This window comes from Streptomyces spinosus (assembly GCF_020400655.1).
Taxonomy (GTDB): Bacteria; Actinomycetota; Actinomycetes; order Streptomycetales; family Streptomycetaceae; genus Streptomyces; species Streptomyces argyrophylli.
Map to the genome: position 1 here is coordinate 276,102 of NZ_JAINRC010000006.1, position 23,299 is coordinate 299,400.

At 72.4% G+C, this 23,299-nt stretch carries 23 protein-coding genes and 1 pseudogene; 11 read left to right on the top strand and 13 right to left on the bottom strand.

Annotated elements, in window-relative coordinates:
- Positions 1 to 102: 102 nt before the first annotated feature.
- A complete protein-coding gene (locus LG395_RS14165; RefSeq protein ID WP_225809729.1) occupies positions 103 to 1,347 on the bottom strand; it encodes an alpha/beta hydrolase family protein in 1,245 nt (414 codons plus the stop codon).
- Between the two features lie 144 nt (positions 1,348 to 1,491).
- Here LG395_RS14165 and LG395_RS14170 point away from each other — a divergent pair, with 144 nt between their 5' ends.
- Both LG395_RS14170 and LG395_RS14175 read left to right on the top strand, forming a co-directional pair.
- Positions 1,492 to 2,139: an HAD family hydrolase gene (locus LG395_RS14170; protein WP_225809730.1), complete on the top strand. Its 648-nt coding sequence runs from the start codon at positions 1,492 to 1,494 to the stop codon at positions 2,137 to 2,139.
- Between the two features lie 419 nt (positions 2,140 to 2,558).
- On the top strand, positions 2,559 to 3,977 hold the full coding sequence (locus tag LG395_RS14175) for an FG-GAP-like repeat-containing protein (protein ID WP_225809733.1): 1,419 nt from the start codon (positions 2,559 to 2,561) through the stop codon (positions 3,975 to 3,977).
- Positions 3,978 to 4,117: 140 nt separating this feature from the next.
- Here LG395_RS14175 and LG395_RS14180 read toward each other — a convergent pair whose 3' ends face one another.
- Both LG395_RS14180 and LG395_RS14185 read right to left on the bottom strand, forming a co-directional pair.
- Positions 4,118 to 4,930, bottom strand: coding sequence for a family 1 encapsulin nanocompartment shell protein (locus LG395_RS14180; RefSeq protein ID WP_225809735.1), 813 nt, complete (start codon positions 4,928 to 4,930; stop codon positions 4,118 to 4,120).
- Complete coding sequence (locus tag LG395_RS14185; RefSeq protein WP_225809736.1) at positions 4,927 to 5,976, bottom strand: Dyp-type peroxidase; 1,050 nt, start codon at positions 5,974 to 5,976, stop codon at positions 4,927 to 4,929. The genes LG395_RS14180 and LG395_RS14185 overlap by 4 nt, the downstream gene beginning before the upstream one ends.
- Positions 5,977 to 6,208: 232 nt before the next feature.
- Here LG395_RS14185 and LG395_RS14190 point away from each other — a divergent pair, with 232 nt between their 5' ends.
- Positions 6,209 to 7,111 (top strand): TIGR03619 family F420-dependent LLM class oxidoreductase, encoded by a 903-nt coding sequence (locus tag LG395_RS14190; RefSeq protein ID WP_225809738.1) that lies wholly within the window; start codon positions 6,209 to 6,211, stop codon positions 7,109 to 7,111.
- Positions 7,112 to 7,341: 230 nt separating this feature from the next.
- On the opposite strand, the gene LG395_RS14195 is transcribed toward LG395_RS14190, so the two are convergent.
- The 8 genes from LG395_RS14195 to LG395_RS14230 all read right to left on the bottom strand — a co-directional run bounded on the left by LG395_RS14195 (position 7,342) and on the right by LG395_RS14230 (position 13,772).
- Positions 7,342 to 8,355, bottom strand: coding sequence for a cytochrome d ubiquinol oxidase subunit II (locus tag LG395_RS14195; protein WP_225809739.1), 1,014 nt, complete (start codon positions 8,353 to 8,355; stop codon positions 7,342 to 7,344).
- 1 nt (position 8,356) lies between these two features.
- Entirely contained in the window at positions 8,357 to 9,781 is a 1,425-nt protein-coding gene (locus LG395_RS14200; protein WP_225809741.1) for a cytochrome ubiquinol oxidase subunit I, read from the bottom strand.
- A gap of 6 nt (positions 9,782 to 9,787) precedes the next feature.
- Complete coding sequence (locus tag LG395_RS14205; protein ID WP_372463226.1) at positions 9,788 to 10,066, bottom strand: hypothetical protein; 279 nt, start codon at positions 10,064 to 10,066, stop codon at positions 9,788 to 9,790.
- Between the two features lie 65 nt (positions 10,067 to 10,131).
- Positions 10,132 to 10,827 carry a DUF1275 family protein gene (locus LG395_RS14210; RefSeq protein WP_225809742.1) on the bottom strand — a complete coding sequence of 232 codons (696 nt, stop codon included), beginning with the start codon at positions 10,825 to 10,827 and terminating at the stop codon, positions 10,132 to 10,134.
- Positions 10,824 to 11,021: a hypothetical protein gene (locus LG395_RS14215; protein WP_225809744.1), complete on the bottom strand. Its 198-nt coding sequence runs from the start codon at positions 11,019 to 11,021 to the stop codon at positions 10,824 to 10,826. Before LG395_RS14215 ends, LG395_RS14210 begins: the two co-directional genes overlap by 4 nt.
- Positions 11,022 to 11,315: 294 nt before the next feature.
- Positions 11,316 to 12,215 carry an SDR family NAD(P)-dependent oxidoreductase gene (locus LG395_RS14220; RefSeq protein WP_225809746.1) on the bottom strand — a complete coding sequence of 300 codons (900 nt, stop codon included), beginning with the start codon at positions 12,213 to 12,215 and terminating at the stop codon, positions 11,316 to 11,318.
- A gap of 90 nt (positions 12,216 to 12,305) precedes the next feature.
- Entirely contained in the window at positions 12,306 to 13,043 is a 738-nt protein-coding gene (locus LG395_RS14225; protein WP_225809748.1) for an SDR family oxidoreductase, read from the bottom strand.
- Positions 13,044 to 13,382: 339 nt separating this feature from the next.
- A complete protein-coding gene (locus LG395_RS14230) occupies positions 13,383 to 13,772 on the bottom strand; it encodes a response regulator transcription factor (protein WP_225809750.1) in 390 nt (129 codons plus the stop codon).
- 289 nt (positions 13,773 to 14,061) lie between these two features.
- Between LG395_RS14230 and LG395_RS14235 the strand changes: the two genes are divergently transcribed.
- The 3 genes from LG395_RS14235 to LG395_RS14245 all read left to right on the top strand — a co-directional run bounded on the left by LG395_RS14235 (position 14,062) and on the right by LG395_RS14245 (position 16,509).
- Positions 14,062 to 14,505, top strand: coding sequence for a hypothetical protein (locus LG395_RS14235; RefSeq protein WP_225809866.1), 444 nt, complete (start codon positions 14,062 to 14,064; stop codon positions 14,503 to 14,505).
- A gap of 105 nt (positions 14,506 to 14,610) precedes the next feature.
- Positions 14,611 to 15,360, top strand: coding sequence for a TetR/AcrR family transcriptional regulator (locus tag LG395_RS14240; RefSeq protein WP_225809752.1), 750 nt, complete (start codon positions 14,611 to 14,613; stop codon positions 15,358 to 15,360).
- 321 nt (positions 15,361 to 15,681) lie between these two features.
- Positions 15,682 to 16,509, top strand: a complete 828-nt coding sequence (locus tag LG395_RS14245; RefSeq protein ID WP_225809753.1) for a PrsW family intramembrane metalloprotease — start codon at positions 15,682 to 15,684, stop codon at positions 16,507 to 16,509.
- Positions 16,510 to 16,610: 101 nt separating this feature from the next.
- On the opposite strand, the gene LG395_RS14250 is transcribed toward LG395_RS14245, so the two are convergent.
- The gene (locus LG395_RS14250; RefSeq protein ID WP_225809756.1) at positions 16,611 to 16,976 is read right to left on the bottom strand and encodes a MerR family transcriptional regulator; all 366 of its coding nucleotides are present in this window, start codon (positions 16,974 to 16,976) and stop codon (positions 16,611 to 16,613) included.
- A 90-nt stretch (positions 16,977 to 17,066) separates the two neighbouring features.
- Here LG395_RS14250 and LG395_RS14255 point away from each other — a divergent pair.
- Both LG395_RS14255 and LG395_RS14260 read left to right on the top strand, forming a co-directional pair.
- Positions 17,067 to 17,504 (top strand): annotated as a pseudogene (locus LG395_RS14255) (hypothetical protein); the annotation flags it as partial.
- Between the two features lie 227 nt (positions 17,505 to 17,731).
- Complete coding sequence (locus LG395_RS14260; RefSeq protein ID WP_225809758.1) at positions 17,732 to 18,190, top strand: nuclear transport factor 2 family protein; 459 nt, start codon at positions 17,732 to 17,734, stop codon at positions 18,188 to 18,190.
- A gap of 650 nt (positions 18,191 to 18,840) precedes the next feature.
- Here the strand turns inward: LG395_RS14260 and LG395_RS14265 are convergent.
- On the bottom strand, positions 18,841 to 19,851 hold the full coding sequence (locus tag LG395_RS14265) for a LacI family DNA-binding transcriptional regulator (protein WP_263982575.1): 1,011 nt from the start codon (positions 19,849 to 19,851) through the stop codon (positions 18,841 to 18,843).
- Positions 19,852 to 20,135: 284 nt separating this feature from the next.
- On the opposite strand from LG395_RS14265, the gene LG395_RS14270 reads away from it, so the two are divergent.
- Genes LG395_RS14270 through LG395_RS14280 form a run of 3 tightly spaced genes read left to right on the top strand, consistent with a single transcriptional unit; the run spans position 20,136 to position 23,284 of the window.
- Positions 20,136 to 21,431 carry an ABC transporter substrate-binding protein gene (locus tag LG395_RS14270; RefSeq protein WP_225809762.1) on the top strand — a complete coding sequence of 432 codons (1,296 nt, stop codon included), beginning with the start codon at positions 20,136 to 20,138 and terminating at the stop codon, positions 21,429 to 21,431.
- A gap of 6 nt (positions 21,432 to 21,437) precedes the next feature.
- Positions 21,438 to 22,349 carry a carbohydrate ABC transporter permease gene (locus tag LG395_RS14275; RefSeq protein WP_225809763.1) on the top strand — a complete coding sequence of 304 codons (912 nt, stop codon included), beginning with the start codon at positions 21,438 to 21,440 and terminating at the stop codon, positions 22,347 to 22,349.
- Positions 22,346 to 23,284, top strand: a complete 939-nt coding sequence (locus LG395_RS14280) for a carbohydrate ABC transporter permease (RefSeq protein WP_225809765.1) — start codon at positions 22,346 to 22,348, stop codon at positions 23,282 to 23,284. Before LG395_RS14275 ends, LG395_RS14280 begins: the two co-directional genes overlap by 4 nt.
- The last annotated feature ends 15 nt before the right edge of the window (positions 23,285 to 23,299 follow it).

Consider the following 23,299-nt stretch of genomic DNA (forward strand, 5'->3'; position numbering starts at 1 on the left):
AGGCCGGCCCGGAAGGCGAGGGCCGGCCTCGCGCGAAGAGGCAACCGTCGTCCGCCTCACTCGGAGCGCCGGGGGTGCGGGGGCTCGTGTGGGGGTGACTGGTCATCGGGGGAAGAAGCGCGCCTCCGGGTAGCGGTCCGACCGGCCGTCCAGCAGCCCTTGGTCGTCCCGGCCGCGCAGCCAGCGGTCGAAGAAGGCGGCGAGGCAGGCCCGTTGGGCGTCGATCGCGCGCCGTGGTGCGATGGTGCCGATGTTCTCGACGACCGTCTCGCGGGGCAGGCCGAGCCGATGGGCGATCTGCGGGACGATCACCTCCGCGTCGGTGTAGGTCGCGTGTTCCGCGCCACGCAGGGTCAGGCCCCGGCGCCAGCCGTGACTGTGCCGCCACAGGGAGTCCCAGGACGGCACGGTGCCCAGGTCGTTGCCCTCCTTGCCGATCAGCAGGAAGGGGCGCTCCAGGCCGTCGGCGGCGACGGTGGAGAGGTTGCCGGGGGTGCTGTCGTCCTGGACGTAGGCGAGAACGCCGTCGAGGTCGGCCGCCGCCGCGATGCGCGGGTCGTCGTGCATCGCCTGCAAGGCCGTGAAACCCCCCGCCGACTGGCCGAACATGCCGATGCGGTCGAGGTCCGGCATGCCGCGCAGTCCCCGGGGCAGCGCACGGGGCAGCGCGTCGAGGACGAAGCGGGTGTCGGCCACCCGCACGGCCAGCGTCTTCCGCAGGAGCGCGGTGATGCGGTCCGGGTCCGGGTACGCCTTGGCGTACTCCGCGGGAAGGACGGTGCTCTCCACCCGGCCGCCGGGGAACTCGACAGCCGTGGCGTCGTAGGTGTGATCGATCGTCACCACGACGTATCCCCGGGAGGCGAGGTCGTCGCAGAGCGTGGTGCCCAGGGAACGCGGGTCCCCGGCACCGGGTGAGTAGCAGACGACCGGGTACGGGCCCGAGTCCCGGTCGGCCGGGGCGCCTTCGTGGGCGTGCGTACGAGTGGCGGACCAGTCGACCTCGTCGCTCGGCACACCGGAGAGGTTGTTCAGAGCGGCGAACCCGGCGGCCTCCCCGGGGAGCATCTGCGGTGCGGCCGGGTACATGCCGGCGGCGCGGGCCGGGTACCGGATGCCGATCATGAGCTCCCGGTACGGCCGCGAGGCCGTCCAGGGGTCGGGACGTGAGGCATCGACGAGGCGCAGCGACACCGTCCCCACGGGGCACGGCCCACTGGGCGCGGGCAGCGTCAGCCGCACGAGCCGGGCCTGGCGCGGGGCGGCACAAGCGGTCCGGGCGGAGGCGGCGGAGAGGGTGACGGCGGCGGCGACGGCCGACAGCAAGGCGGTGCGGCGGGTCTGCAAGGGGCCTCCTCGTCTTTACGCGTGCGACGACCCCCTCACCCTCGTGGACCGGCTCGTCCGCCACCATCCGGCAGGCAGGTGTTCACACAGGGGGGTTACCCGCACCTGTCCGTATCCGAAGGAGGCCGGGTAGGGTCCGTGCTCGTGAGACTCGCGATCTTCGACTTGGACGGCACCCTGGTCGACCGCACCAGTGCCGTCGCCGACGCCATAGCCACGCTCAGCCACGACCACGGCTACGGCCCCGAGATCGAGACCTGGCTGCTGACCGAACTCGCCGACCGCGCCGACCGGTCCGACTTCGACCGCCTGCGCGCCGCCTTCCCGATCGCCGAGTCCGGCGATCACCTCTGGCGGGTCTACATCGACCGCATGGCGTCCGCCGTGACCTGCCGCCCCACCGTGCTCGCCGCGCTCGCCCGTCTCAAGGAGGCCGGCTGGAGCATCGGAGTCGCCACGAACGGAGCCAGCGACATCCAGCGCGCCAAAGTGCGAGCGACCGGGCTGGCCGACCTGATCGACGGCATCGCCGCGTCCGGCGACATCGACGTCCGCAAACCGGATCCGAGGCTCTTCGAGCTCGCGGCGGCCCGGTGCGGCACCCAGCTCACTCCGGGCGACTGGATGACCGGCGACGACCCGGAAGCCGACATCGCCGGCGGCTACCGCGCCGGCCTGCGCACGATATGGGTCCGGGGCCGCACCTGGCCCGACGGCCTGGACACCCCCCACCACACCGTCGACGACGTCAGCGAGGCCATCGACCACCTGCTCACCCACTCCCCGCGCTAAGGTCTTCCGTTCGGATCATGCCGGGCTCGCGGGCCGTGGAGTCCCCCGTCGACGCGGTCGACCAAGTACGGCCCAGTGCCGACCAGCAGGTACCGCGATCGCGGACAACCGGTGGCTCGTCCCGCACACGTGGGTGGCACGTCCATCGGCCGTGGATCGACGGTCACGCTGGTTCCGTCGGCGGCCGTCCCTCGACGTCGAGGCGGGCCACGGCGAACGGCGGGAGAGTTCGCCGCTCGGCCGCCGTGCGGGCGGGACCGGCGCGTGGCGGCCACGGTACAACCATCGGTGGCGGTGGGGCGTCTGATCTTCGTCGCGCTTCGCGTGATCGAGCCCCTGGCCCGCCGGACCCGGGGGCGTGAGCCCGTCGTTCCGGTCCGCGGGGGCCGTCGGCATCCGCGGCGATACAGGAGGTCTTCGTGCGTCACTCCGTCCGTCTTGCCGTGGCAGCGGCCCTGGCGGCTTGTCTGACCGGCGGCCTGATGGCCGTCTCTGCCGACCGCGCCGCAGCCGCCGGGTCCAAGCTGACCGATGACTTCAACGGCGACGGATACCGGGATCTGGCCATCGGCATGCCGAGCAAGACGAGCAGCGGGAAGCAGCACGCCGGTGCCGTCCTCGTCACCTTCGGCTCCGCCCACGGCCTGACCGGCAAGCACGTCTACATCACGCAGAACTCGGCCGACGTCCCCGGCACGCCCGGGTACCAGGACTACTTCGGCAGCAGCCTCGCCAGTGGCGACATGAACCGCGACGGGTACGCCGACCTGCTGGTCGGCAGCGAAGGAGACGCGTCGGGGAACGGCTCGGTGACCGTGCTGTGGGGCGGCACCTCACCGTTCGCCAGCGCCCTCACGCTGCCGTCGGGACCGACGTACCCCGGGCGCCTGTTCGGCTCCGACATCGCCGTGGGCGACTTCACCGGCGACTCCCGCCCGGACATCGCCGTCAGCGGGCAGACGTCCCTGCGGCTGTACTCCGGCACGTTCACCCGCACGAAAGCCCCCGCCGGCTACGACGTCTACGGCCCCGACTCCACCAGCGGCGGGCACCTCGCGGCCGGCGACTTCACCGGCGACGGCAAGGACGAGCTGGCCGTGGTCCAGCAGAAGACCACCGTCGTCTACGGCCAGGAGCCGGGCACCACCGACGCCGACTCCTTCACCGCCCGGACCCGGCTCGCCGGCGGAGACCGCGTGGCGGCCGGGGACCTCAACGGCGACGGCCGCGACGACCTCGTCGTCGCCTTGTCCGACCCCCGTCTCAACCCCAACGGACTGGCCGATCCGAGCAACGGCTCCGGCTACGTCACCGTCCGCTACGGCGACCCCCGGTTGAGCGGCGGACTCGCCCCCTCGGGCCGCGTGTACCACCAGAACACCGCCGGCGTCCCCGGCGCCGACGAGAAGGACGACCAGTTCGGCGCGGCGATGTCCATCGCCGACGTCAACGGCGACCACCGCGCGGACCTCGCCATCGGCATCCCCTACGAGTCCCTCGGCCGAGCGACCAGAGGAGGTGACGTGCTCGTCCTGCGCGGAAGCGCCGGCGGGCTCACCACCACCGGCGCCGCACGCTACTCACAGGACACCACCGGCGTTCCCGGCAGCGCCGAGTTCAACGACGTGTTCGGCTCCCAGGTCCGCCTCGCTGACTACAACCGCGACGGCAAGGCAGACCTCGTCGTCTCCGCCCCCGGCGAAAACGAGGACGACGGCGCCGTCTGGCAACTGCGCGGCACCAGCGGCGGCCTGGGCACCAGCGGCGTCACCGTCTACGGTCCCAAGGACTACGGCGTCTCCTCCGGCGCCGGCATCGGCGAGAGGCTCCTCGGCTGAAGCCGGACCGTAAGGAGGGGGCCTGCGCCCTCGTTGGGCCCGGACCGCCGGAACCGGCCCGGTGCGCGGAGGGCGCGTCGCCCTCGCCGGGAACGGCGCGGCACCGGGTGGCCGCGTGTCCACCCGGTGCCGCTCGCGCGTCAGGCGCCCGCCGGGGCGGGTGACAGGGCCACCACGGCCTCACCGGTGTACGCCAGGAAGGTCAGGGTCTCCTGGAAGTACAGGGTGACGCTCGTCGCGTCGTGCGACAGGTAGCCGATCGACACGTCCTGGCCGAGGCGCAGTTCGAAGTCGCCACCGCGGGTGGAGAGCAGGAAGGCGCCGTCGATCGCGGGCGCCCAGACGATGTCGCCGTCGAGCAGCCGGGCGAGGTGCTTGATGACCGGGTAACCGTGGTCGGAGGTCTCGCTGACGGCCGTGTACGCCTCGGCGCTCAGCGCCAGGGTGTAGGCGCCGTCCACACCGGCCAGGCGCAGGGCCGTGACCGCCTGGCTGACGGCGTCCGGGTAGTCGCGCACGTCGGCGGGGAGCGTCAGCTCCGGGTTGGACGAGCTCGCCCGCAGCCCGGTGATCCCGGCCGCCGGGTAGCCCTCGAACACGGCCCGGTCCTCGGCGAACGCCAGCCGCCGGGCCGCGTCCTTCACCGGCTGCCAGTCGGCGTCCTTGGCGCCCCGGGCGACGTCGTCCACCTGCCGGCGGTCCACGGTGAACGGCACCCGGAGTTCGACCAGCGGCTGGAAGCGGCGGGTGTGCGCGATGACCCCGTCCGCGGGGGTGTCGAGGGCGTCCAGGTGACCGGTGCCCACGCCGGCGAGCCCGGCGCCGCCCGGTTCGGGTACGTCGACGATGCGGCGGGCCGCGACATGGCGCTTGAAGGTGCGGCGGGCCTCCTCCTCCAGGTCGGCCCACGCGGCCTCGGAGACGGGCGCGAGTTCACGGTGCAGGTTGTTCATCGGGAAAGGCTCCGCTTCATGCTGCCGATCCCGAGGGAGGACCCGGAGGATCGGACCTGGCTGTCGGTCGGTGTGGCGGCGGCGACGGCCCCGGCGGCCGGCGGCTCGGGGAGGTCTTCGAGGAAGTCCGCGGACGGTGTGAAGAACAGGGTGCCGGTGACCGCGGTGGAGAAGTCCAGGATCCGGTCGTGCGGCGCCGACTCCGTGCCCAGGAACATCCGCTCCAGCATCGTCTCCGTCACCTCGGGGGTGCGGGCGTAGCCGATGAAGTAGGTGCCGAACTCGCCCCGGCCGGCCGCGCCGAAGGGCATGTTGTCGCGCAGGATCTCGTGTTCGGTGCCGTCCGGGTCGGTGACGGTGGTGAGGGAGACGTGTGAGTCGGCCGGTTTGACGTCGTCGGCGAGTTCCACGTCGGACAGCTTGCGCCGGCCGATCACCCGCTCCTGCGCCTCGACCGGCAGCGCCTCCCAGGCCTCCAGGTCGTGCAGGTACTTCTGGACGACGACGTAGCTGCCGCCCGCGAACGGCGGGTCCTCCTCGCCGACGAGGACGGCCGCGCGCGCCGCGGCACCCGTCGGGTTCTCCGTGCCGTCGACGAAGCCGAGCAGGTCGCGTTCGTCGAAGTACTTGAAGCCCTGCACCTCGTCCTGGACCGTGACCGCACCGCGCAGCCGGCTCATGATCTCCGTGGCGAGCGCGAAGCACAGGTCGAGCCGCGCGGCCCGGATGTGGAAGAGCAGGTCGCCGGGGGTGGCCACGGCCCGGTGCACCGGTCCCCTCAGTTCCCGGAAGGGGTGCAGCCCTGCCGGGCGCGGCCCGCCGAACAGGCGGTCCCAGGCGTGCGAGCCGATACTGGTGACACAGCTGAGCCGGCCCTCGGGCTGGGCGCGGAACCCCACGGCCCGTTCCAGGGAGCCGACGTCGGACAGCAGCTCGCGGACCGTGGTCTCGCCGCCGCTGTCGATGGTGACCACCAGGAAGATCGCCGCGCTGGTCAGCGGGGACAGGACCATCTGGGGCACCGGTTCGGAAACCTCTCGGGTCATGTGTGTCATACCCTTCCCAGCCGATTCGGCGACGGACGAATGCGTGGAACAGCCACACTCTAGGGCGGACCCGCCGCCCGCGCGCGGCATTCCGCGCTGACACGGGCAGACACCTTGTACGGCCGGTGAGATACGTGTGTCGGTACGCACCTCGGCGTGTGTAGGCTGTGCCTCCCGTAGCCCTCCCGTCGCCCACCCGTCGCCCCCCGTCGCCCGTCCCGCGAAGGCAGCCATGCGCATCGGATTCGCACTCCCGCAGTTCCACCGTCAGGCGTTCGAGGTCGCCCGGGTCGCGGACTTCGCGCGGGAGGTGGAACGGGCCGGTGCCGCGAGCCTCTGGGTGGGCGACCGCAACCTGGCGGCTGTGCGGCCCAGCGTCGGCTACGGCGGACAGGGCACCACCATTCCGCCGGAGCTCAACCCGGCCGCCGACCCCTTCGTGCTCCTCGGGGTGGCCGCCGCCGCGACCGAGCGGGTGCTGCTCGGTTCCCATGTGCTCATCGCCCCCCTGTATCCGCCCGTGCAGCTGGCACGGGCGCTGACCACCATCGACCTGATCAGCGGCGGCCGGCTGCTGGCCGGGTTCGGCATCGGCTGGTCGCCGGAGGAGTACGAGGCCGCGGGACGGGACTTCCGCCGGCGCGGGGCCCTGCTGGACGAACTGCTCGACGCGCTCGAAGCCGTGTGGACCGACGATCCCGCCGAGTACTCCGGGGCGCTGCTGTCGGTGCCCCGGCACCACGCCCCGCTCAAGCCGGCCCGGCCGCCGCGTCCCCCGGTGTACCTGGGCGCGCTCTCCGAGCGGGCGCTGCGCCGGGTCGCTCGGCGCGCGGACGGGTGGCTGCCGCTGTGCGTGGTGCCGGAATACGTGGACACCGACGGTCTGGCCGCCCAGCAGGCGCAGCTCGACACGTGGGCGCGTGCCGCCGGGCGGGACCCGGAGGACATCGACACCGTGCTGCGGGTCAACGTCTCGGCGGGCACGGGCGTGCGGGCGGTGGCGGACGCGATCCGTTCCGTGCACGACCGGACGGGCGTCGAACACGTCATGGTGGACACCATGTACGAGGTGGGGACGGTGGAGGAGTCCCTCACGTACGCGCGCGAGCTGCTGGAGCTGCTGCGCGTCGGCTGACCGGCGCCTGTCCCGCCGGAACCGGGAGGGACCTGCGCGGCGGCTTCGCGTGCGGCCCCGGCGCCGGACGCGGAGACCGGACCCTGCGCGCCCCGGTCGGCCGCGTGTCCACGCGCGGCGGGGAGTCCGGCCGGCTGGGGACCCGGTACGACGTCCGTGCCGGCCGGGCCGGGCGGCCACCGTTGTCGTCGGTTGCCACAGGGCGGGTCGCCTCCGTCCCCGGGCCCCGCTCACGGTGTCTCGTGCGTGGCCGGGTCCGCGACGTCGGCGCGGCCCATGACCCGGAACAGCAGGACCAGGGACGGCAGGATGAGGACGCCGGCCGCGCAGGCGACGCCGACGAGGACGACGAGGGTGGCGTGCGGCGCCGCCGCGTCCTGGACGGGCAGGTGGGTGCCGAGGAGGTAGGGGTACTGGGAGACGCCCCAGCCGCTGACGATGAGCGCGACGGCTGCCGCGGCGGTCGCGCGCAGGCCACGGGTCCGCCCGGCGCGCAGCAAGGCCAGGCCCAGCAGGCCGCAGAGGGCCGCGAGCAGGGCGAGCGGCAGAGCGCGGTGGCTGAGCTCGTGGAAGAGGCGGGGGGCGTCCGCCCGCAGGACGAAGACGCCCGCGATGCTGACGGCGCCGGTGACGACGCCCGCCGCGAGGGCCCGGTCGCGGAAGTACCGGGACAGGCGGGGGTCCCGGTGCCGGTCGGCGGCCACCGTCAGGTAGGTGGCCGCCAGGTAGGCGCAGGCCAGCACGGCGAGCACGCCGCCGAGGGCGCTGGTCGGGTTCAGCCAGCTGGTGACGGGGTCACCGTCGCCCCGGGCGGGCACGCGCCCGGAGGCCAGGGCGCCCGCGATCGAGCCGAAGCAGTAGGGCGTCAGCACGGAGGAGAACGCGAACGCGGCGCCGTACACCCGCTGCTCGGGGGTGCGGATCGAGGCCTTGCGGAAGGCGAAGCCCGCTCCGCGCAGCACGATGCCGAGCGCGGCGATCCCCAGGGGGAGGTACAGCGTCGAGGTCAGCGCGGCGAACGCCGGCGGGAAGCCGCTCCACAGCATGACCAGGCAGTAGATCAGCCAGGTGTGGTTCGCCTCCCACACCGGGGCGAGGGAGTCGTCGATCAGGTGGCGGGGTTCCCGGCCGCGCCCGGCCCCGCCCGCGATCAGGTCCCAGAACCCCGCCCCGAAGTCGGCGCCGCCCAGCACGCAGTAGGCGATCACCCCGATGAACAGGAACACCGCGACCAGGTCCGCCATGTCAGGACGCCTTTCCCTCGGTGGTCCCGGCGGGGCGTTCGGGACCGTAGGGCACGGACACGGCCTCGTCGCCCTGCTGCCGCCAGCGCCGTGTCATGGACCGCAGCACCCACAGGGCGGCGGCGCCGACGGCCAGGTAGAGCAGGAGGACGGCACCGAAGAAGGGCCACAGGTCGCCCCGGGTGGCCACCGCGTCCCGGGTCAGCAGGTGGCCGACGACGATCCAGGGCTGGCGGCCGACCTCGGTGACCACCCAGCCGCTCTCCAGGCAGAGGATCGCCACGAGGCCGCACACGGCGGCGGACCGCAGGAACCAGCGGTCGGTCGCGAGGGTGTGCCGGCGGCGCCACCACAGCCAGGCGAACCAGAGGGCGACGGCGAGCATGAGGAAGGAGGTCCCGACCATGATGTCGAACGCCCAGTGGACGATGTTCGCCTGCGCGTCGGTAGGCCGGACGTCCGCCGGGACGGCCTCGAGCCCCTTGATGGTGGTCGAGGGTCTGAAGCCGGCCAGCAGGGACGCCATGTCGGGGATCTCGATGCCGTAGCGCACCTTGCCGTCGACCAGGACGCCGCCGAGGGTCTCGGGGACGTGCGAGCCGGTGTCGGGCAGCAGTTCCAGGGCCGCGAACTTCGCCGGTTCGTCGTCGAAGACCTGCCGGGCGATGGTGTCGCCGACGATGATCTGCACCGGCAGCGCGCAGGCCGCGGTGACGAAGCCGGTGAGGAATCCGACCCGGTGGTAGCGGTCGCGCCGGCCGCGCAGCATGCCCACCGCGTAGACGCCGGCCACGACGAATCCGGCGACGATGTACGCCGCGATCAGCATGTGCCAGAACTCCAGCCAGAAGGCGCCGTTGAAGAACACCTCGACGGGCCGGACGGCGACCACCCTGCCGTGCTCGACGGTGATGCCGCCGGGCTGGTTCATCCAGGCGTTGGCGGCGACGACCGAGGCGGTCCCGCCGACGCCGGCCAGGGACACGGGCACCCCGGTCCAGAAGTGCGCCCAGGGCGGCATCCGGTCCCAGCCGTAGATGTAGAGGGCCACGAAGATCGCTTCGAGGAAGAAGAACAGGCCCTCGATGGCGAAGGGGAAGCCGAAGGCGGAGCCGTAGTCGCCCATGAGCCGGGGCCACAGGATGCCCAGTTCGAAGGAGAGGACGGTCCCGGTGATGGCACCGACCGCGAACAGCACGGCGGCCACCTTCGACCAGCGTCGGGCGAGCCGCAGCGCCTCGGCGTCCCCCTTGCGCAGACCCCGCCAGTGCGCGATCAGCATGAGGGTGGTCAGGGCGACACCGAACGGCACGAGGATGATGTGGAACCCGAGGGTGAAGGCCATCTGCTCGCGGGCGGGCAGCAGTTGCGCGGGGTCCGCGGCGGCCGGTGCGGGCAGGGAGGCGAGAACGCCGGCGATCGTCATGGCCGGTCACCCCTCGGCACTGGGCGCGACCCGCACCCTGATGTTCTTCATCGGGGGCTGGTCGCTCCGTCTGCTGTAGTCGCTCGCGGCGACCGGGGCGTTCATCTCCGGCGAGTACCCGGCGGCGCAGCCCCCAGGCACGCCGTACCCGATCGCCGTGTACCGCTTGAGCCGCCGCCGGCTGCCGTCGCGGGCGGTGACGGTGATGGTTGCCGAGCGGCCGACCGCGCCGTCCTGCGGGTGCGGGTGCGGGTGCGGTGTCGGGTCGACCTCGGATGCGGTCATGTCGTGCGCTCTCTTCGTCGGATCGGGCCGTGCCTCGGAAACGGGATGCCCCAGCGGGCTCAGGGCTACGGCGGGGCGGCGGCCGGGCGGGTCGGCGCGCTCGGCCAGGTCGCCGCCAGCGCCGCGGTGACGAGCAGGGCCGGCACGAGCGGGGCCCCGGGGCGCAGCCAGCGGTGGACGGCGCCCTCGACCGCCGCCCCGGCGATCAGCGCGGCCACGATGCCGACGCTGCGGGTCCGCAGGCGCCCCCGGGTGGCGAGCACCGTGACGGTCGTGGTGAGCAGGCCCGTCAGATAGGCGGTGGTGACCTCGCTGCCGGCGGTGACCCGGACACTGCCGTTCTGGCACCCCATGGCGAGGGCCGTGAGGAACAGCAGCGAAGTGCGGGCGGCGCCGTGCGGTGCCGTGTGCCAGCCCAGCCAGCCGCAGACCACCAGCCACAGCAGCAGGGCCTCCAGGAGCAGGCCGCCCCGGATGCCCCTGCCCCGGAGCCGGCCCCGGCCGGCCGCCACCACAGCGCCGGCCGCCGCCCCGACGACATAGCCGAGCAGGGCTACGGCGACGAGGCGGGCGGCGGCCAGGTGGGCGTCGCCCAGGTGCAGGCCGAGGAGCGCGGAGTTGGCCGTGACGACGCTGGTGAAGACGCCGTCGAGGGCGAGGAACCCGAAGGCGTTCGCCGCTCCGGCCGCCAGGGTCAGCAGGTGCCGGGTGACCCCGCTCCGCCCGGGCCACGGGGACCGGTCGAGGCTGGGCGCGGTCACTTGGCGAGGAACTCCGGCAGGGCGGTGTCGACTTCCTCCGGGTGGGTCCGGGCGATGGTGTGCGGGCCGCCCTCGACCGTCACGAACGTCAGGTCCTTGATCAGCCCGGGCACCACCGGACGGCCACTTCCGCGATGCTCGTAGTACAGGTCGAGCGACTCGGGGTTCACCCGGCCCACCGTCACGAATCCCATGACTCCCGCCTTCCGTCGGTTCTCCGCTGCTGTTGAGCCTTCCAGCGGTCCGGCCGTTCCGCATCACATGAACGTGCGAGGCGCGGGGCGGGGGCAGGAGCGGTGGCGGGCCGGCTACGGCACCCGGTGGTCGGGGCAGTAGCCGAGGCCGGCTGCCCGTCGGTGTGCCTCGATGGCACGGCTCTCGTGAGGTGACACGGGGCGCGAGGTGACACGGGGCGCGAGGCGACAGGGGGCCGTCCGCGAGCTGACGCCGAGCCCGCCGGCGTGCGCGACGCCCCGTGACGGGTGCCGTCAGGCGTCGGCCGGGTGGACGGTCAGCAGGTCGTCCAGGCCGATCCGGGTCAGGAACTCGCGGCGGATCCGGTCGGCGGTCTCCGAGACCTCCTCGGAGCCGTCGTTCGCCGGGTCGATGTGGACCCGGAAGGGGCGCTCGCCGTCGGGCAGGGCCACGATCCGGGCGATCTCGTCGGAGACCAGCGAGGCCTCGGCGCCCTCGGGGGCGAGCGCCGCGAGCTTCCGGGAGACCTGCTGGAGCAGTCCCGGGTACCTGCTCTCGTACTCCGCCTCGACGGCGCCGTCGGCCGGGTGGCCGGAGTGGGCGAAGTGGTTGGTGCCGCTGGTGAAGGAGCCGGGCACGACGATCGAGGTCTCGACGCCCCAGCGGGCGAGTTCGCCGGCGTAGCTGACCGCGAGGGAGTCCATCGCGGCCTTGGCGGCGAAGTAGGGGGCGAGGTAGGGCGGGGTGCCGCCCTTGACGCTGGAGCTGGAGACCCACACGACCAGGCCCCGGCCGGCCCGGCGCAGGTGCGGCAGGGCGGCCCGGTTGACCCGCTGCGTGGACAGCACGTTGACGTCGTACAGCTGCGCCAGCTGCTCCGGGGTGAAGGCCTCGGCCGGACCGGTGACCATGTGACCTGCGTTGTGGATCACGACGTCGATACGGCCGTGCTCCCCGATCACCCGCTTGACGGCCGCGTCGACGGAGTCGTCGGAGTTGACGTCCAGTTCGACGGAGCGCAGGTCGACACCGTGTTCCGCGGCGTAGTCGGCGGCGGCGCGGACCTGCGGCGCGTTCCGGCCGGTGGTCTCCCGCATCCCGGCGTACACGGTGTTGCCGGCGTCGGCGAGGGCGCGTGCGGTGAGCGCGCCGAAGCCGCTGGAGGCACCGGTGATGACGACGATCCTGCTCATGGGAATCTCCTCGACCGCGGGGCGGACTGGCGAAGGGCTGGGGCGGGTGGAGGTGGGGGCGTTGAGGGGGGCGGGAAGGGGCGCCGGGTGTCAGGCGATGCCGCCGTTGGCGTAGATGGTCTGACCGTTGATCCAGCGGGCCGGCCCGGCCAGGAAGGCGACGGCCTCCGCGATGTCCTCGGGGGTGCCGAGCCGCTCCAGCGGGGCCGCGTTGGCGAGGTTGTCGAGCGCCGCCTGGTCCTTGCCCTCGAGGAACAGCGGGGTGGCGGTGGGGCCGGGGGCGACGGCGTTGACGGTGATGTCCTTGCCCCGCAGCTCACGGGCGAGCACCAGGGTCATCGCCTCGACCGCGCCCTTGCTTGCGGCGTAGGCGCCGTAGGTGGGGAACTGGAGCCGGGTCAGGGAGGAGGAGACGTTGATCAGCGCGCCACCGCGGCGCAGCCGGCGGGCCGCCTGCTGGGAGACGACGAAGGTGCCGCGGATGTTGGTGCGGTGCATACGGTCCAGGTCGTCCAGGTCCAGCGTGGCGATCGGCGACAGGAGCATGATGCCCGCCGAGTTGACGACGACGTCGATGCCGCCGAACTCCGCCTCCACGGCTTCGAAGGCCGCGGCCATGGCGACCTCGTCGGCCACGTCGCCGCCCACCGCGATCGCCTTGCCGCCGCGGGCCCTGACGGCCTCGACGGCCTCGACGGCCCTGGCCTTGTTGCCCGCGTAGTGCACTGCCACGGCGACACCGTCCTGGGCCAGGCGGTCGACCACGGCCCGGCCGATGCCTCCGGTACCGCCGGTGACCAGTGCGACGCGGGTCTTCGTTTCGGTCATCGTGACCACTCCTTCATGTGAGGGCAAGGCGCCGGACCCGGCGGATGACATCGCCGATCTCGGCCCTGCGTTATCGACGATAACAAGGCGCCGGAATGATGGCAACGTCTTTTTGTGAGCGTCGATAACAACCGCCGCGAGCGGTGCCGGGACGGGCCGGGACAGGGAGCACGTGGACACGAGGGACCCGCCCGCCGGGGGCACCCCGAACGAGCGGAGGGCGGGGCGAACACCACCGGATGCCGGCCGTGCCGGGCAGCTTCGGACGAAGGGCCCGGACAGAGGTCTCACACAGCTGGGTCAGACAGCTGACTCGGACAGCTCGCTCAGACAGCCGGCTCAGACAGTGGGTTCCAGGGACGGTTCCCCGGACGGCGGACGGAAGATGCCCATGAGATCGGCGTCGAACAGCCGGTCCTTGGCGATGAAGGACTCGATTCCCGCCTGCTCCAGCTCCTCCGCGGACCAGAACGACTGCTCGGTGGAGGTCAGCACGATCCGGGGCGGCTGTTCCTCCTCGCGCAGCATCCGCGCGACGGCCACGCCGTCACGGTCGGGGAGATGCAGGTCGAGCAGCAGTCCGTCCGGGCGGTGGGCACGCACCGCCGCCAGAGCCGACGCGCCGTCCTCCGACTCCGCGACGACGTGCAGACCACGCGCGGTCAGCAGCAGCCTGGCGATGCGGCGGAATCCCGGGTCGTCGTCCACGACCACGATGTTGACGGACATGCTCACCAGAATGCCTCGTGCTCCGAGTGCTGAACCATAGGGTCAGCCCCACGTTACCGCTCGGCGCGGAAGGGGGTTTCCGCGCGCAGCGAGGCGCCCCGGCCGGCGCACCCGGTCCCGGCCCCTGGGGATACCCCCACCACCGCGGGGCGGGGCGTGGGGGCGGCTCCATCGCGGCGCGGGCGAGCGGCGGCGATCCTGGTACCGGACGCACTCTCCTCGCGGCCGGCCCAGGACCCGAAACGGCAGACGCGGCATGCTACGAATCCCGAGGATCCCCTTGCTGTGGGTGATCTGCGCCCTGGTGGCCCTGTGGCTGTCGGTCATCTGCTACTTCATCCACGAAGAGGGCGGCGGGGCCCCGGCCGACCGGGGGGCGAGCAGCGTCGGCGCGCTGCGGACCGCCGCGACGGCGGCCGTCCGCGCCCGGGACCCCGCCGCCTTCCAGCGTCTGTTCGCGCCGGACGACGCCGGCCCCCGGTACGCGAGCCGGTACCTCACCCGGCTCCTCGCCCACCCGGTCGCCGGCCTGCACCTCGCGACGCGGCCCTACCAGGGCCTGCGCCACCTGGTCCTGCGGGGCACGTCGGGCGGGCGTACGGTCTGCTCGGCCTGGACGATCCAGCGGTACGGCGCCCGAAGCGTCCTGAGCGCCGTACCGCCACTGGCCGACGTGTGCGGCGCTACGGTGCCGCCGGGAGGTGCGCACGTCACCCGCGTGGATGTCCAGTAAGCCGCCGCGTACTCTCTGCCGGGCGCCCGCCGGCAAGGTCACGTCCTCACCGGCGGCACGAAGCCGTGCGAGCGTCGATCACAGTTAACCGTTATCATTGATTGCATGACAGCACCCGACACGATCCCGCAGCCGCGCGAGCGGATCCTGCGGGCAGCGGCCGACCTGCTCGCGAAAGGCGGACGGGAGGCGGTCTCCACGCGTTCCGTCAGCGCGGCCGCAGGGGTACAGGCCCAGACCATCTACCGGCAGTTCGGCGACATGCAGGGGCTCCTCGACGAGGTCGCCCAGCGGGGCTTCGCCTCCTATCTCGCCGAGAAGCAGGCCAACCTCGCCTCCGGTGACGCGGTCGACCAACTGCGGCACGGCTGGGATCTGCACGTGGCCTTCGGGCTCGCCAACCCGGCCCTCTACCGGCTGCTGTACACCGACCCCCGGCCGGGCGAGGGCGCCACGGTCATGGGCGAGGCCTACGACATCCTGGTGCGGCTCGTCACCCGCGTCGCCGAGGCGGGCCGGCTGCGCATGAGCGTCGAGGCCGCGGCCGCGATGATCCACGCGGCGGGCATCGGCGTGACCGTCACGCTGATCAGCGCGAGCGCCGCCGGGCGGCTCGCCGAGCACGAGGGCCTGTCGGAGAACACGCGGGACGCCGTCCTCGCGGCCCTGATCGCGGACGACCGGGACACCGGCGCGGCCGAGTCGCGCGCCGATCGTGGCGCCCGGCACGCCGTGGCGCTCAAGGCCCTGCTCGACGAGGAGGACGGCCGGCAGCCCCTCACCCCGGGCGAGCACCTGCTGCTCACCGAATGGCTCACCCGCCTGGCCAACAGGCCGGGCGCCGACGACGACTGATGCCATCAGGCGGCGTTCGCCCCGGCCGGGCCCCCTGATTGCGCTGTGCCACGGCGGCGGGCAGCACAAGACGGCTCCCGGAGTCCTTCGCCCGCCATCCGAGCTGTCTCGGCAGCACCGTGCCCGCCACACCCGCGCAACGACCTCCGCCGCCCGCTGCCCGCTCCGTTGACCGCAAGGGGCACGCGCGCCCGCTGTCACACGGCCCGGCACACAGGCGTTCGGCCTCCGCGGGCGCCATGTTCGCATGAACGTGTGATGCGGGCCGTCGCGGGACCGGGCACTGTCGGCTCATCCACGTCTGGGGAGGGAGTCGTACCCGTGTCGCTCACACACCGATCGGTCCGGTTCGACCAGGGCGGGCCGGCCCACGCCGGCCGCCGCTGGGGCTGGATCGCCGTCCTGCTGGTCGGCTTGACGCTGTTCTGGCTGATCCACTCGGCCCTGGTCTCCACGCAGAACCCCAATCTGATCCCCGCTCTGCTGTTCTTCGGGGCGGCGCTGGTGCCGTCGTCCTTCGTCGCCTTCGTGGCGGGCCGGCGGCTCGACTTCGGCGCCGGCACAGGGGTCGTCGCGGTGACCGCCCTGGCGGGCGGCGCGATCGGGGTGACCACGGCCGGGTTCCTGGAGTACCGCACGCTGCGGCTGTTGGACGTCCTGCCGATGGTCGCCGTCGGAGTGATCGAGGAGGCGGCGAAACTCATCGTCCCGACCCTGCTGCTCCTGGTCATCCGAGACCGGCACCCCGGTGACGGGCTGCTGATCGGTGTGGCCTCCGGCGCCGGGTTCGCGGTCTTCGAGACGATGGGCTACGCCTTCGTCGAACTCGTCGACTCCAACGGCGACCTGTCGGCGGTGGACGACCTCCTGGCGTGGCGCGGACTGCTGAGCCCCGCCGCGCACATGGCCTGGACGGGCCTGACGGCCGCGGCCCTGTGGTCCGCCGCCGCCCACGGCTGGCGCCGCCGCTCCGTGGGGCTGTTCGTGTTCGTCTACGCGGTCGCGGTCACCCTGCACACCCTGTGGGACAGCCTGGACAGCGACATCGCCTACGGCGTGCTGGCCGCGATCAGCCTGTCCCTGCTGGTGTACGCCACCCACCGCCTGGCGGCCCCGGCCCGGGTGCCCGCGCCGGTGGCGGCCGGCTGACGCTCACGTGTGCCCCACCGGCACCCATGCCGTTCAGCACGGGTTGTCTGCCCGGCAGGTGATGCCGGCCCCGAAAGAGGTCGCATGCTGATTGCCGATGCTCACCCGGCTCGGCCGGCCACCCGCAGCGGGCATCCGGTGCCCACACGTGCGTCGAGCTCGGCCCGCAGGGCGGCAAGCTGCGCCATACGCGCATCGATCACCTTGATCTTCTCCTCGAACAGCGCGGACAACGCCTCGGCGGTGTCGGGCGCGTTCCGCAGTTCCTCGCCGGTCTGTGCGATCTCGGCCAGCGAGAAGCCGAGCGTCTGTGCGGTGCGGACGTACTGCAGCCAGGGCACCGCCTCCGGCGGGAAGTCGCGATAACCGTTGGCCAGACGCCGCCCCGTGACGAGACCGATCTTCTCGTAGAAACGGATGGTGTCCCTGGTCAGTCCCGCTTGCGCGGCCAGCTCCCCGATACGCACGGCTCTCCCTGAACTGAGGACTTGACCTTGGACAGTACTCCACTGTTTACCGTCGTGGCGTCCGTGCAGGAGACCAGCAGGAGCCTCGCCGTGATCCGTCCTTTCGCCCCTTCCCACCCCGCCTATCTGCGCGTCGTACGTACAAGTGCCTGGTACGACCTCGTGGTCACAGCCGGATTCGCCACGCCGTGGACCTACGCCCTGGTGCACGACGCGCTGTCGGAGCTCGGTGACGCGACCGGGCTGGGCACCCTGCCTGCCCTCGACCCGATAGAGATCCTCTACGCGAATCTGATGGGTTCAGTGGTGGTCGTCTGGGCGCTGCTCCGGATCATCAACCCGCTGCCGGCGCACGGACTGTTCGACGGCATCGCGCGCACGCTTTTCGCCGCGTGGCAGGCATATGCGGTGGCACACGGCGCCCCGCGCTGGCTGTGGCTGTTCTTCGTTGCCGAGGTGGCGTTCGGTGTCGTCCAGCTTGTGCCGTGGTGGCGGGCTCGCCGCACCGACCGCCTCGATCCGTACGCCCGCCGCGGTGGCGGTCCCCGGCGCCCTTCCGGCCCGGGCGGGGCCGGGGACGTCACCGGCCGCCGTCAGCCCCGCGGCGCGGCGCACACCGACCGAGGCACTCGCCGCGACGTGGGTTCCCTCCGGCTCGGAGGTGTCACGGGCGGAAGGTGTGCACACGTCGGCGAGTAGCCTGGGACACTTCGGGTGTTCACGCCCGGAGTGCGCCGTGCCGCTTGGAGGAGACCATGCCGACATCCACCCCCGTGCCCGCCGGCCCCGAGTCGAGCCACCGGGCCATCGAGAACCTGATCGCACGGTACGCCGAGCTGGTGGACGACGGCGACTTCGCCGGGCTCGGCACGCTTCTCGCCGACGCCACGTTCGCGGGCAGCGGCGGGCCGGTGAGGGGGCGCGCGGCGATCGAGAAGATGTTCCGTGACACCCTGATCGTCTACGCCGACGGCACGCCGCGCACCCAGCACGTCACCACCAACACCGCGATCGAGGTCGACGAACAGGCGGGCACGGCACAGGCGCGTTCCTACGTCACCGTGTTGCAGGCGCTGCCGGACCTGCCGCTGCAACCCATCGCGGGCGGCCGCTACCACGACCGCTTCGAACGCCGTGACGGGCGGTGGCGCTTCGTGGAACGGAAGGTCCGCATCAACCTCGTCGGTGACGTGAGCCGTCATCTGCGTCAGTAGGACGTGTGCGCGCCGTTGTGAACCAGGAGGGACTCCGACGCGTTGTGGCGGCTCGCCGTCGAGACGCCCACCAACCGCGTCTACGACGTCCGGCGTTGAGGAAGCCGTCCGGACCGGTGCGCCGGGCGTAGCCGGCAAGGGCGCCGGTGCCGCCGGGGAAGGCGTGGCCCCGGCGCCGCCGCCGAGCGGGGGGCCGGCCACGGATTCGGTGGTGCCGAGCCGGGCGGCGCCACGTGCCGACGGACGGCAGCACCTACCGACGGACGGCGCCACCTACCGGCGGGCGGCCCCTCGACGCCGGTGACGGTCCCGCCGGCGGGGGCTGCTCCCCCAGCTGCCCCCGGCTCGCCGCCGGCAGCGCGATCAGGGGCCGGTTCCGGACACCGGGCGGGGCTCCGCCCTCGCCGCCGAGCCCCGGCACGGCACGACGGCTCCCTGCGCACGCGGGCGATCGTCCCGTCCTCCATCCCGCCGGCCATCGGCCCCGGACCACCCCCGCCCACCGGCCCGCCCCCACCGAGACGGAACCGCCCCCCGGCACCGGCCCCGCGTGCTGCCAGCCCCGCGTGCTGCCGGTCCCCCGGCGGCGGCCCGGAACCGTCGCACCGGCTCACGACGACCCCGGCTCCGCCCGTCCCCGCACACCGTCCTCACACCTCCCGCGCGGGCCCCGTGCTCTGGCGGGCGATCAGTTGGGGGAGGGGTACCCGGACCGTGGCCGGGGAGGAACCGTCCAGCAGGGAGAGGAGCTCGCGCGCGGCGGTGCGGCCGAAGGCCACGCTGTCCCGGGACAGCGCGGACAGCCACGGCTTGACCATCCGGCACAGCGCGGAGTCCTCCCACGCGACCACCGACACGTCCTCGGGCACCGAGAAGCCGAGTTCGGCCGCGGCGGCCACCCCGGCGACCGCCATCACGTCGTTGTCGTAGATCAGCGCGGTGGGCGCGGCGGGCCCGGACAGGACCCGGTGGGTGACGGCGGCGCCCTCGGCGTCCGAGTAGTCGGTGGTCACCGAGCGGACCTCGGTCAGGCCGCGCCGTTCGGCCTCGGCCCGCAGGCTGCGCATCCGCCGCTGGGTGTGCGCGAGGCCGGGGAGCCCGGCGATGTGCACGATCCGCCGGTGGCCCAAGGCGTGCAGTTCGGCGACGACGGCGGCCATCGCGCCGGCGTCGTCGGCCCACACCGCCGACAGCCGGGGGTTCAGCCCGGCCGGCGCGCCCCCGATCACCACGGCGGGCAGGCCGAGTTCGTCGAGGAGGCCGGGCCGGGGGTCGTCGGTGCGGGGGTCGACCATCAGGACGCCGTCGACCCGGTGCTCGGCCCACCAGGTCCGGTATACCGCGCATTCGTCGGCTATGTCCTCTACAACTTGGAAGAGCAGGCCGAGATGGCGTTCGGCCAGCACCTCCTGGATGCCCGAGACCAGTTGGAGGAAGAACGAGTCCACACCGAGCGTGTGCGCGGGCCTGGCCAGCACGAACCCGACCGTGGCCGCGCCCTCACCGGACAGCTGGCGTGCGGCGGTGCTCGGCCGCCAGCCGAGCTGTTCGGCCACCCGGCGCACCCGGGCCCGGGTCACCTCGGAGACACCGGGACGGTCGTTGAGGGCGAAGGAGACTGCGCTCTCGGAGACCCCGGCCCGTCGCGCGATGTCCTTCATCGTCGGCCGGCGCGCCGGTGAACGCTTGTCCGCCACTTCCGCTCCCATTCTCTGCCGGTGAGCACTAATGCGCTTGAGCGGGCTCAGCCTAAAGCGCATTAGCGATCAGTGGCAAGAGGCGGGGACCTTCTCGGTCACACGCCTCTGACCTGCGGCTTTGTTGGAGTTGAGTAACTTTTCGACCTCGATCCATTGACATTTTTCCATCGAAGGATGCAAGGTCTGCCCCTGAACCCGTGGCCGGCATCGTCGCCGTCGCCCGCTGTCCGAAGGAGCCTCCAGCCGTGCGCATATCCCGCAGAACCCTCGCCACCGCTGTCGCCGTCGCGGCCCTGCTGCCGCTGAGTGCCTGCGGCTCCGGGAACGACGACAGCTCGTCGGGCGACGCCTCGGGCAAGGTCCAGGGCGACATCACCTTCCAGACCTGGAACCTGCGCGCCAACTTCAAGCCCTACTTCGAGGGCCTGATCGCCGACTTCGAGCACCAGTACCCCGGCACCCACGTGAAGTGGGTCGACCAGCCCGCCGAGGGCTACGCCGACAAGCTCAGCGCGGAGGCGGCCGGCGGCACGCTGCCCGACGTCGTCAACGTCTCCCCCGACCTGGCCGCCCCGCTCGCCAGGGCCGGGCTCGCCCTGAACCTGGACAAGGACAAGGCGGCGGCGAAGTACAAGAGCGAGTACCTGCCGGGCGCGTGGAGCAGCACCGACATCCCGGGCCTGCCGGGCACCTGGGCGTTCCCCTGGTACCTGAACACCGGGCCGCTGTTCTACAACAAGGCCCTGTTCAAGGAGGCCGGCCTCAATCCCGACCAGCCGCCGAAGACGTACGCCGAACTGTTCGAGGTCGGCCTGCAGATCTCCAAGAAGACCGACGGCAAGGTCGCCACCCTCGCCAACGTGCCGTCCATCGAGGACTTCGGCCGCTACGGCGTCCAGCTGGTGAACAAGGAAGGCACCGCCTTCTCCTTCAACGACGCCAAGGGTGTCGAACTCCTCACCAAGTACAAGGAGTTGTACGACGCCAAGGCCCTCGACCCGCAGGCCCTGACGGCAACGCCCGAGTCGGCCGGCCACAAGTTCCTCACCGGTGCCGTCGCCATGAACCCCGGCAGCGCGCTGGACCTGAAGAACTTCAAGACGCAGGCACCGACCCTGTACAAGAACATCGGCATCACCGACCAGATCACCAGCACCGGCCACGTCAACATGTACGTGCAGAACGTGATGGTGAACGCGCAGTCCAAGCGGAAGCCCGCGGCCGTGGCCTTCGCGCACTTCGTCACCGACGCGAAGAACCAGATGGCCTTCGCCAAGCAGGTCGCCATCTTCCCGAGCACCGCCGGCTCCCTGAACGACCCGTACTTCACCAAGGAGGACGGCACCGACGAGACCCGGGTCCGGGTGGCCGCCGCCAAGTCGCTGAAGACGGCCGTGAACTACACGCCGGTGGTGTTCAGCGACCAGATGAAGACCGCGCTCCAGCAGGAGATCGCCAAGGCGCTCCAGGGCAAGGAGAGCCCCAAGCAGGCGCTCGACAACGCTGTCAAGGCCTGCGACCAGCTGCTCAAGCAGGGCTGATCCGCCGTGGCTCTCTCCTCCCCTGCTCGCCGGGGCTCCCGGGTGCGGCGCCAGCTGCCCTCCAGTCCGTGGCTGTTCGCCGCACCCGGGTTGCTGGTCACCGCCGCGTTCGTGCTGTACCCGTTCGTGTCCACCGTGGTGAACTCCTTCACCGACCGTCGCACCCTGGTCCCGGGCGACTTCGTCGGTCTCGCCAACTACCGCGAGATGCTGCACGACGACCAGTTCTGGGTCGCCCTGCGCAACAGCACGCTGTACGTGGTCGGAGTCGTCCCGGCGCTGGTGATCCTGCCGTTGCTGCTCGCGCTGCTGGTGCAGAAGCACATCCCCGGCATCGCCTTCTTCCGGTCCGCCTTCTACACCCCGGTCGTCGCCTCGATCGTGGTCGTCGGCCTGATCTGGGTGTGGCTGCTGGACGAACGCGGTCTGATCAACTCGCTGCTGGAGACCCTGGGCGCCGGCCCGGTCGGGTTCCTCAGCGACCAGTGGCTGATCCTGCTCAGCGCCATGGCGGTCACGGTCTGGAAGGGCCTCGGCTACTACATGATCATCTACCTGGCGGCCCTCGCGAACGTGCCGCGTGAACTGCACGAGGCCGCCGCCGTGGACGGCGCGGGCGCGGTCCGCCGCTTCCTCAGCGTCACCGTGCCCGCCCTGCGGTCCACGATGGTCCTGGTGGCCGCGCTCTCCTCGGTCTCCGCCTTCAAGGTGTTCTCCGAGGTGTACCTGATCGCGAACCCGACGGGCGGACCGGGCGGCGAGGACACCACCCTCGTCATGCTCGTACAGCGCACCGGCACCGGCCTGAGCGGCCGGGTCGGCTACGCCTCCGCCATCTCCGTGGTGGTCTTCCTGATCACCGTGGTGCTGATGCTGCTGGTGCTGCGCGCGGACCGGAAGGACGAGGCCCAGGCATGACCGACACCCTGCGCACCCCGGGCGAGCGGTCCGCCCGCCCGGGGCACCCGACCACCGACACCGCCCGGCGGACCGGCCGCCGCACCCGTTTCACCGACGACACCGGCCGGCGCGTACGGCCCTGGGAACTCGTCCTGCGCTACCTGCTGCTGCTCGGCGTGCTGGCCCTGACGATCGGCCCGTTCCTGTGGCAGCTGTCGACCTCGCTGAAGGGCCCGACGGAGGACATCTACAGCTCCCCGCCGTCGTTCCTGCCCGACCACCCCACCCTGCACAACTACGGCCGGGTCGCCGACGTCATCCCCGTGTGGGACTACGCCCTGAACTCCCTCAAGGTCGCCGTCGCCAGCGTGGTCACCAACTGCGTCGGTTCCGCCCTCGCCGGCTACGCCCTGGCGCGGCTGCGCTACCGGGGCCGCAGGGTGGCCACCCTGGTCTTCATCCTGGCGCTGCTGGTGCCCGCCGAGAGCATCATCATCGCCCAGTTCACGACCATGCGGTCGCTGGACCTGAACAACACCCTGATCGGCGTGGTGCTGCCGGGCTGCGTCGGTGCGCTGAACGTGCTCCTGATGCGCAACGCCTTCCTCAACCTGCCCTACGAGATCGAGGAGGCCGCCTTCGTCGACGGCGCCAACGTCTGGCAGCGGTTCCTGCGGATCGCGCTGCCGTCGGTCAGGGGCACCCTCGCCGTCGTCGCGATCTTCGCCTTCATGGGCGCCTGGGACGACTTCCTGTGGCCGCTGATCGTGCTCGGCGACCCGTCCAAGTTCACCCTCACCGTCGGCCTGAACTACCTGCACGGCACCTTCGCCAACGACCAGCGCCTGGTCGCCGCGGGAACGATCATCGCCGTGGCCCCGCTCATCGCCCTGTTCGCCTGCCTCCAGCGGTACTTCTTCCGCGGGGTCGGCGAGGGCGCCGTCAAGGGCTGAGCCCACGCCACCCCC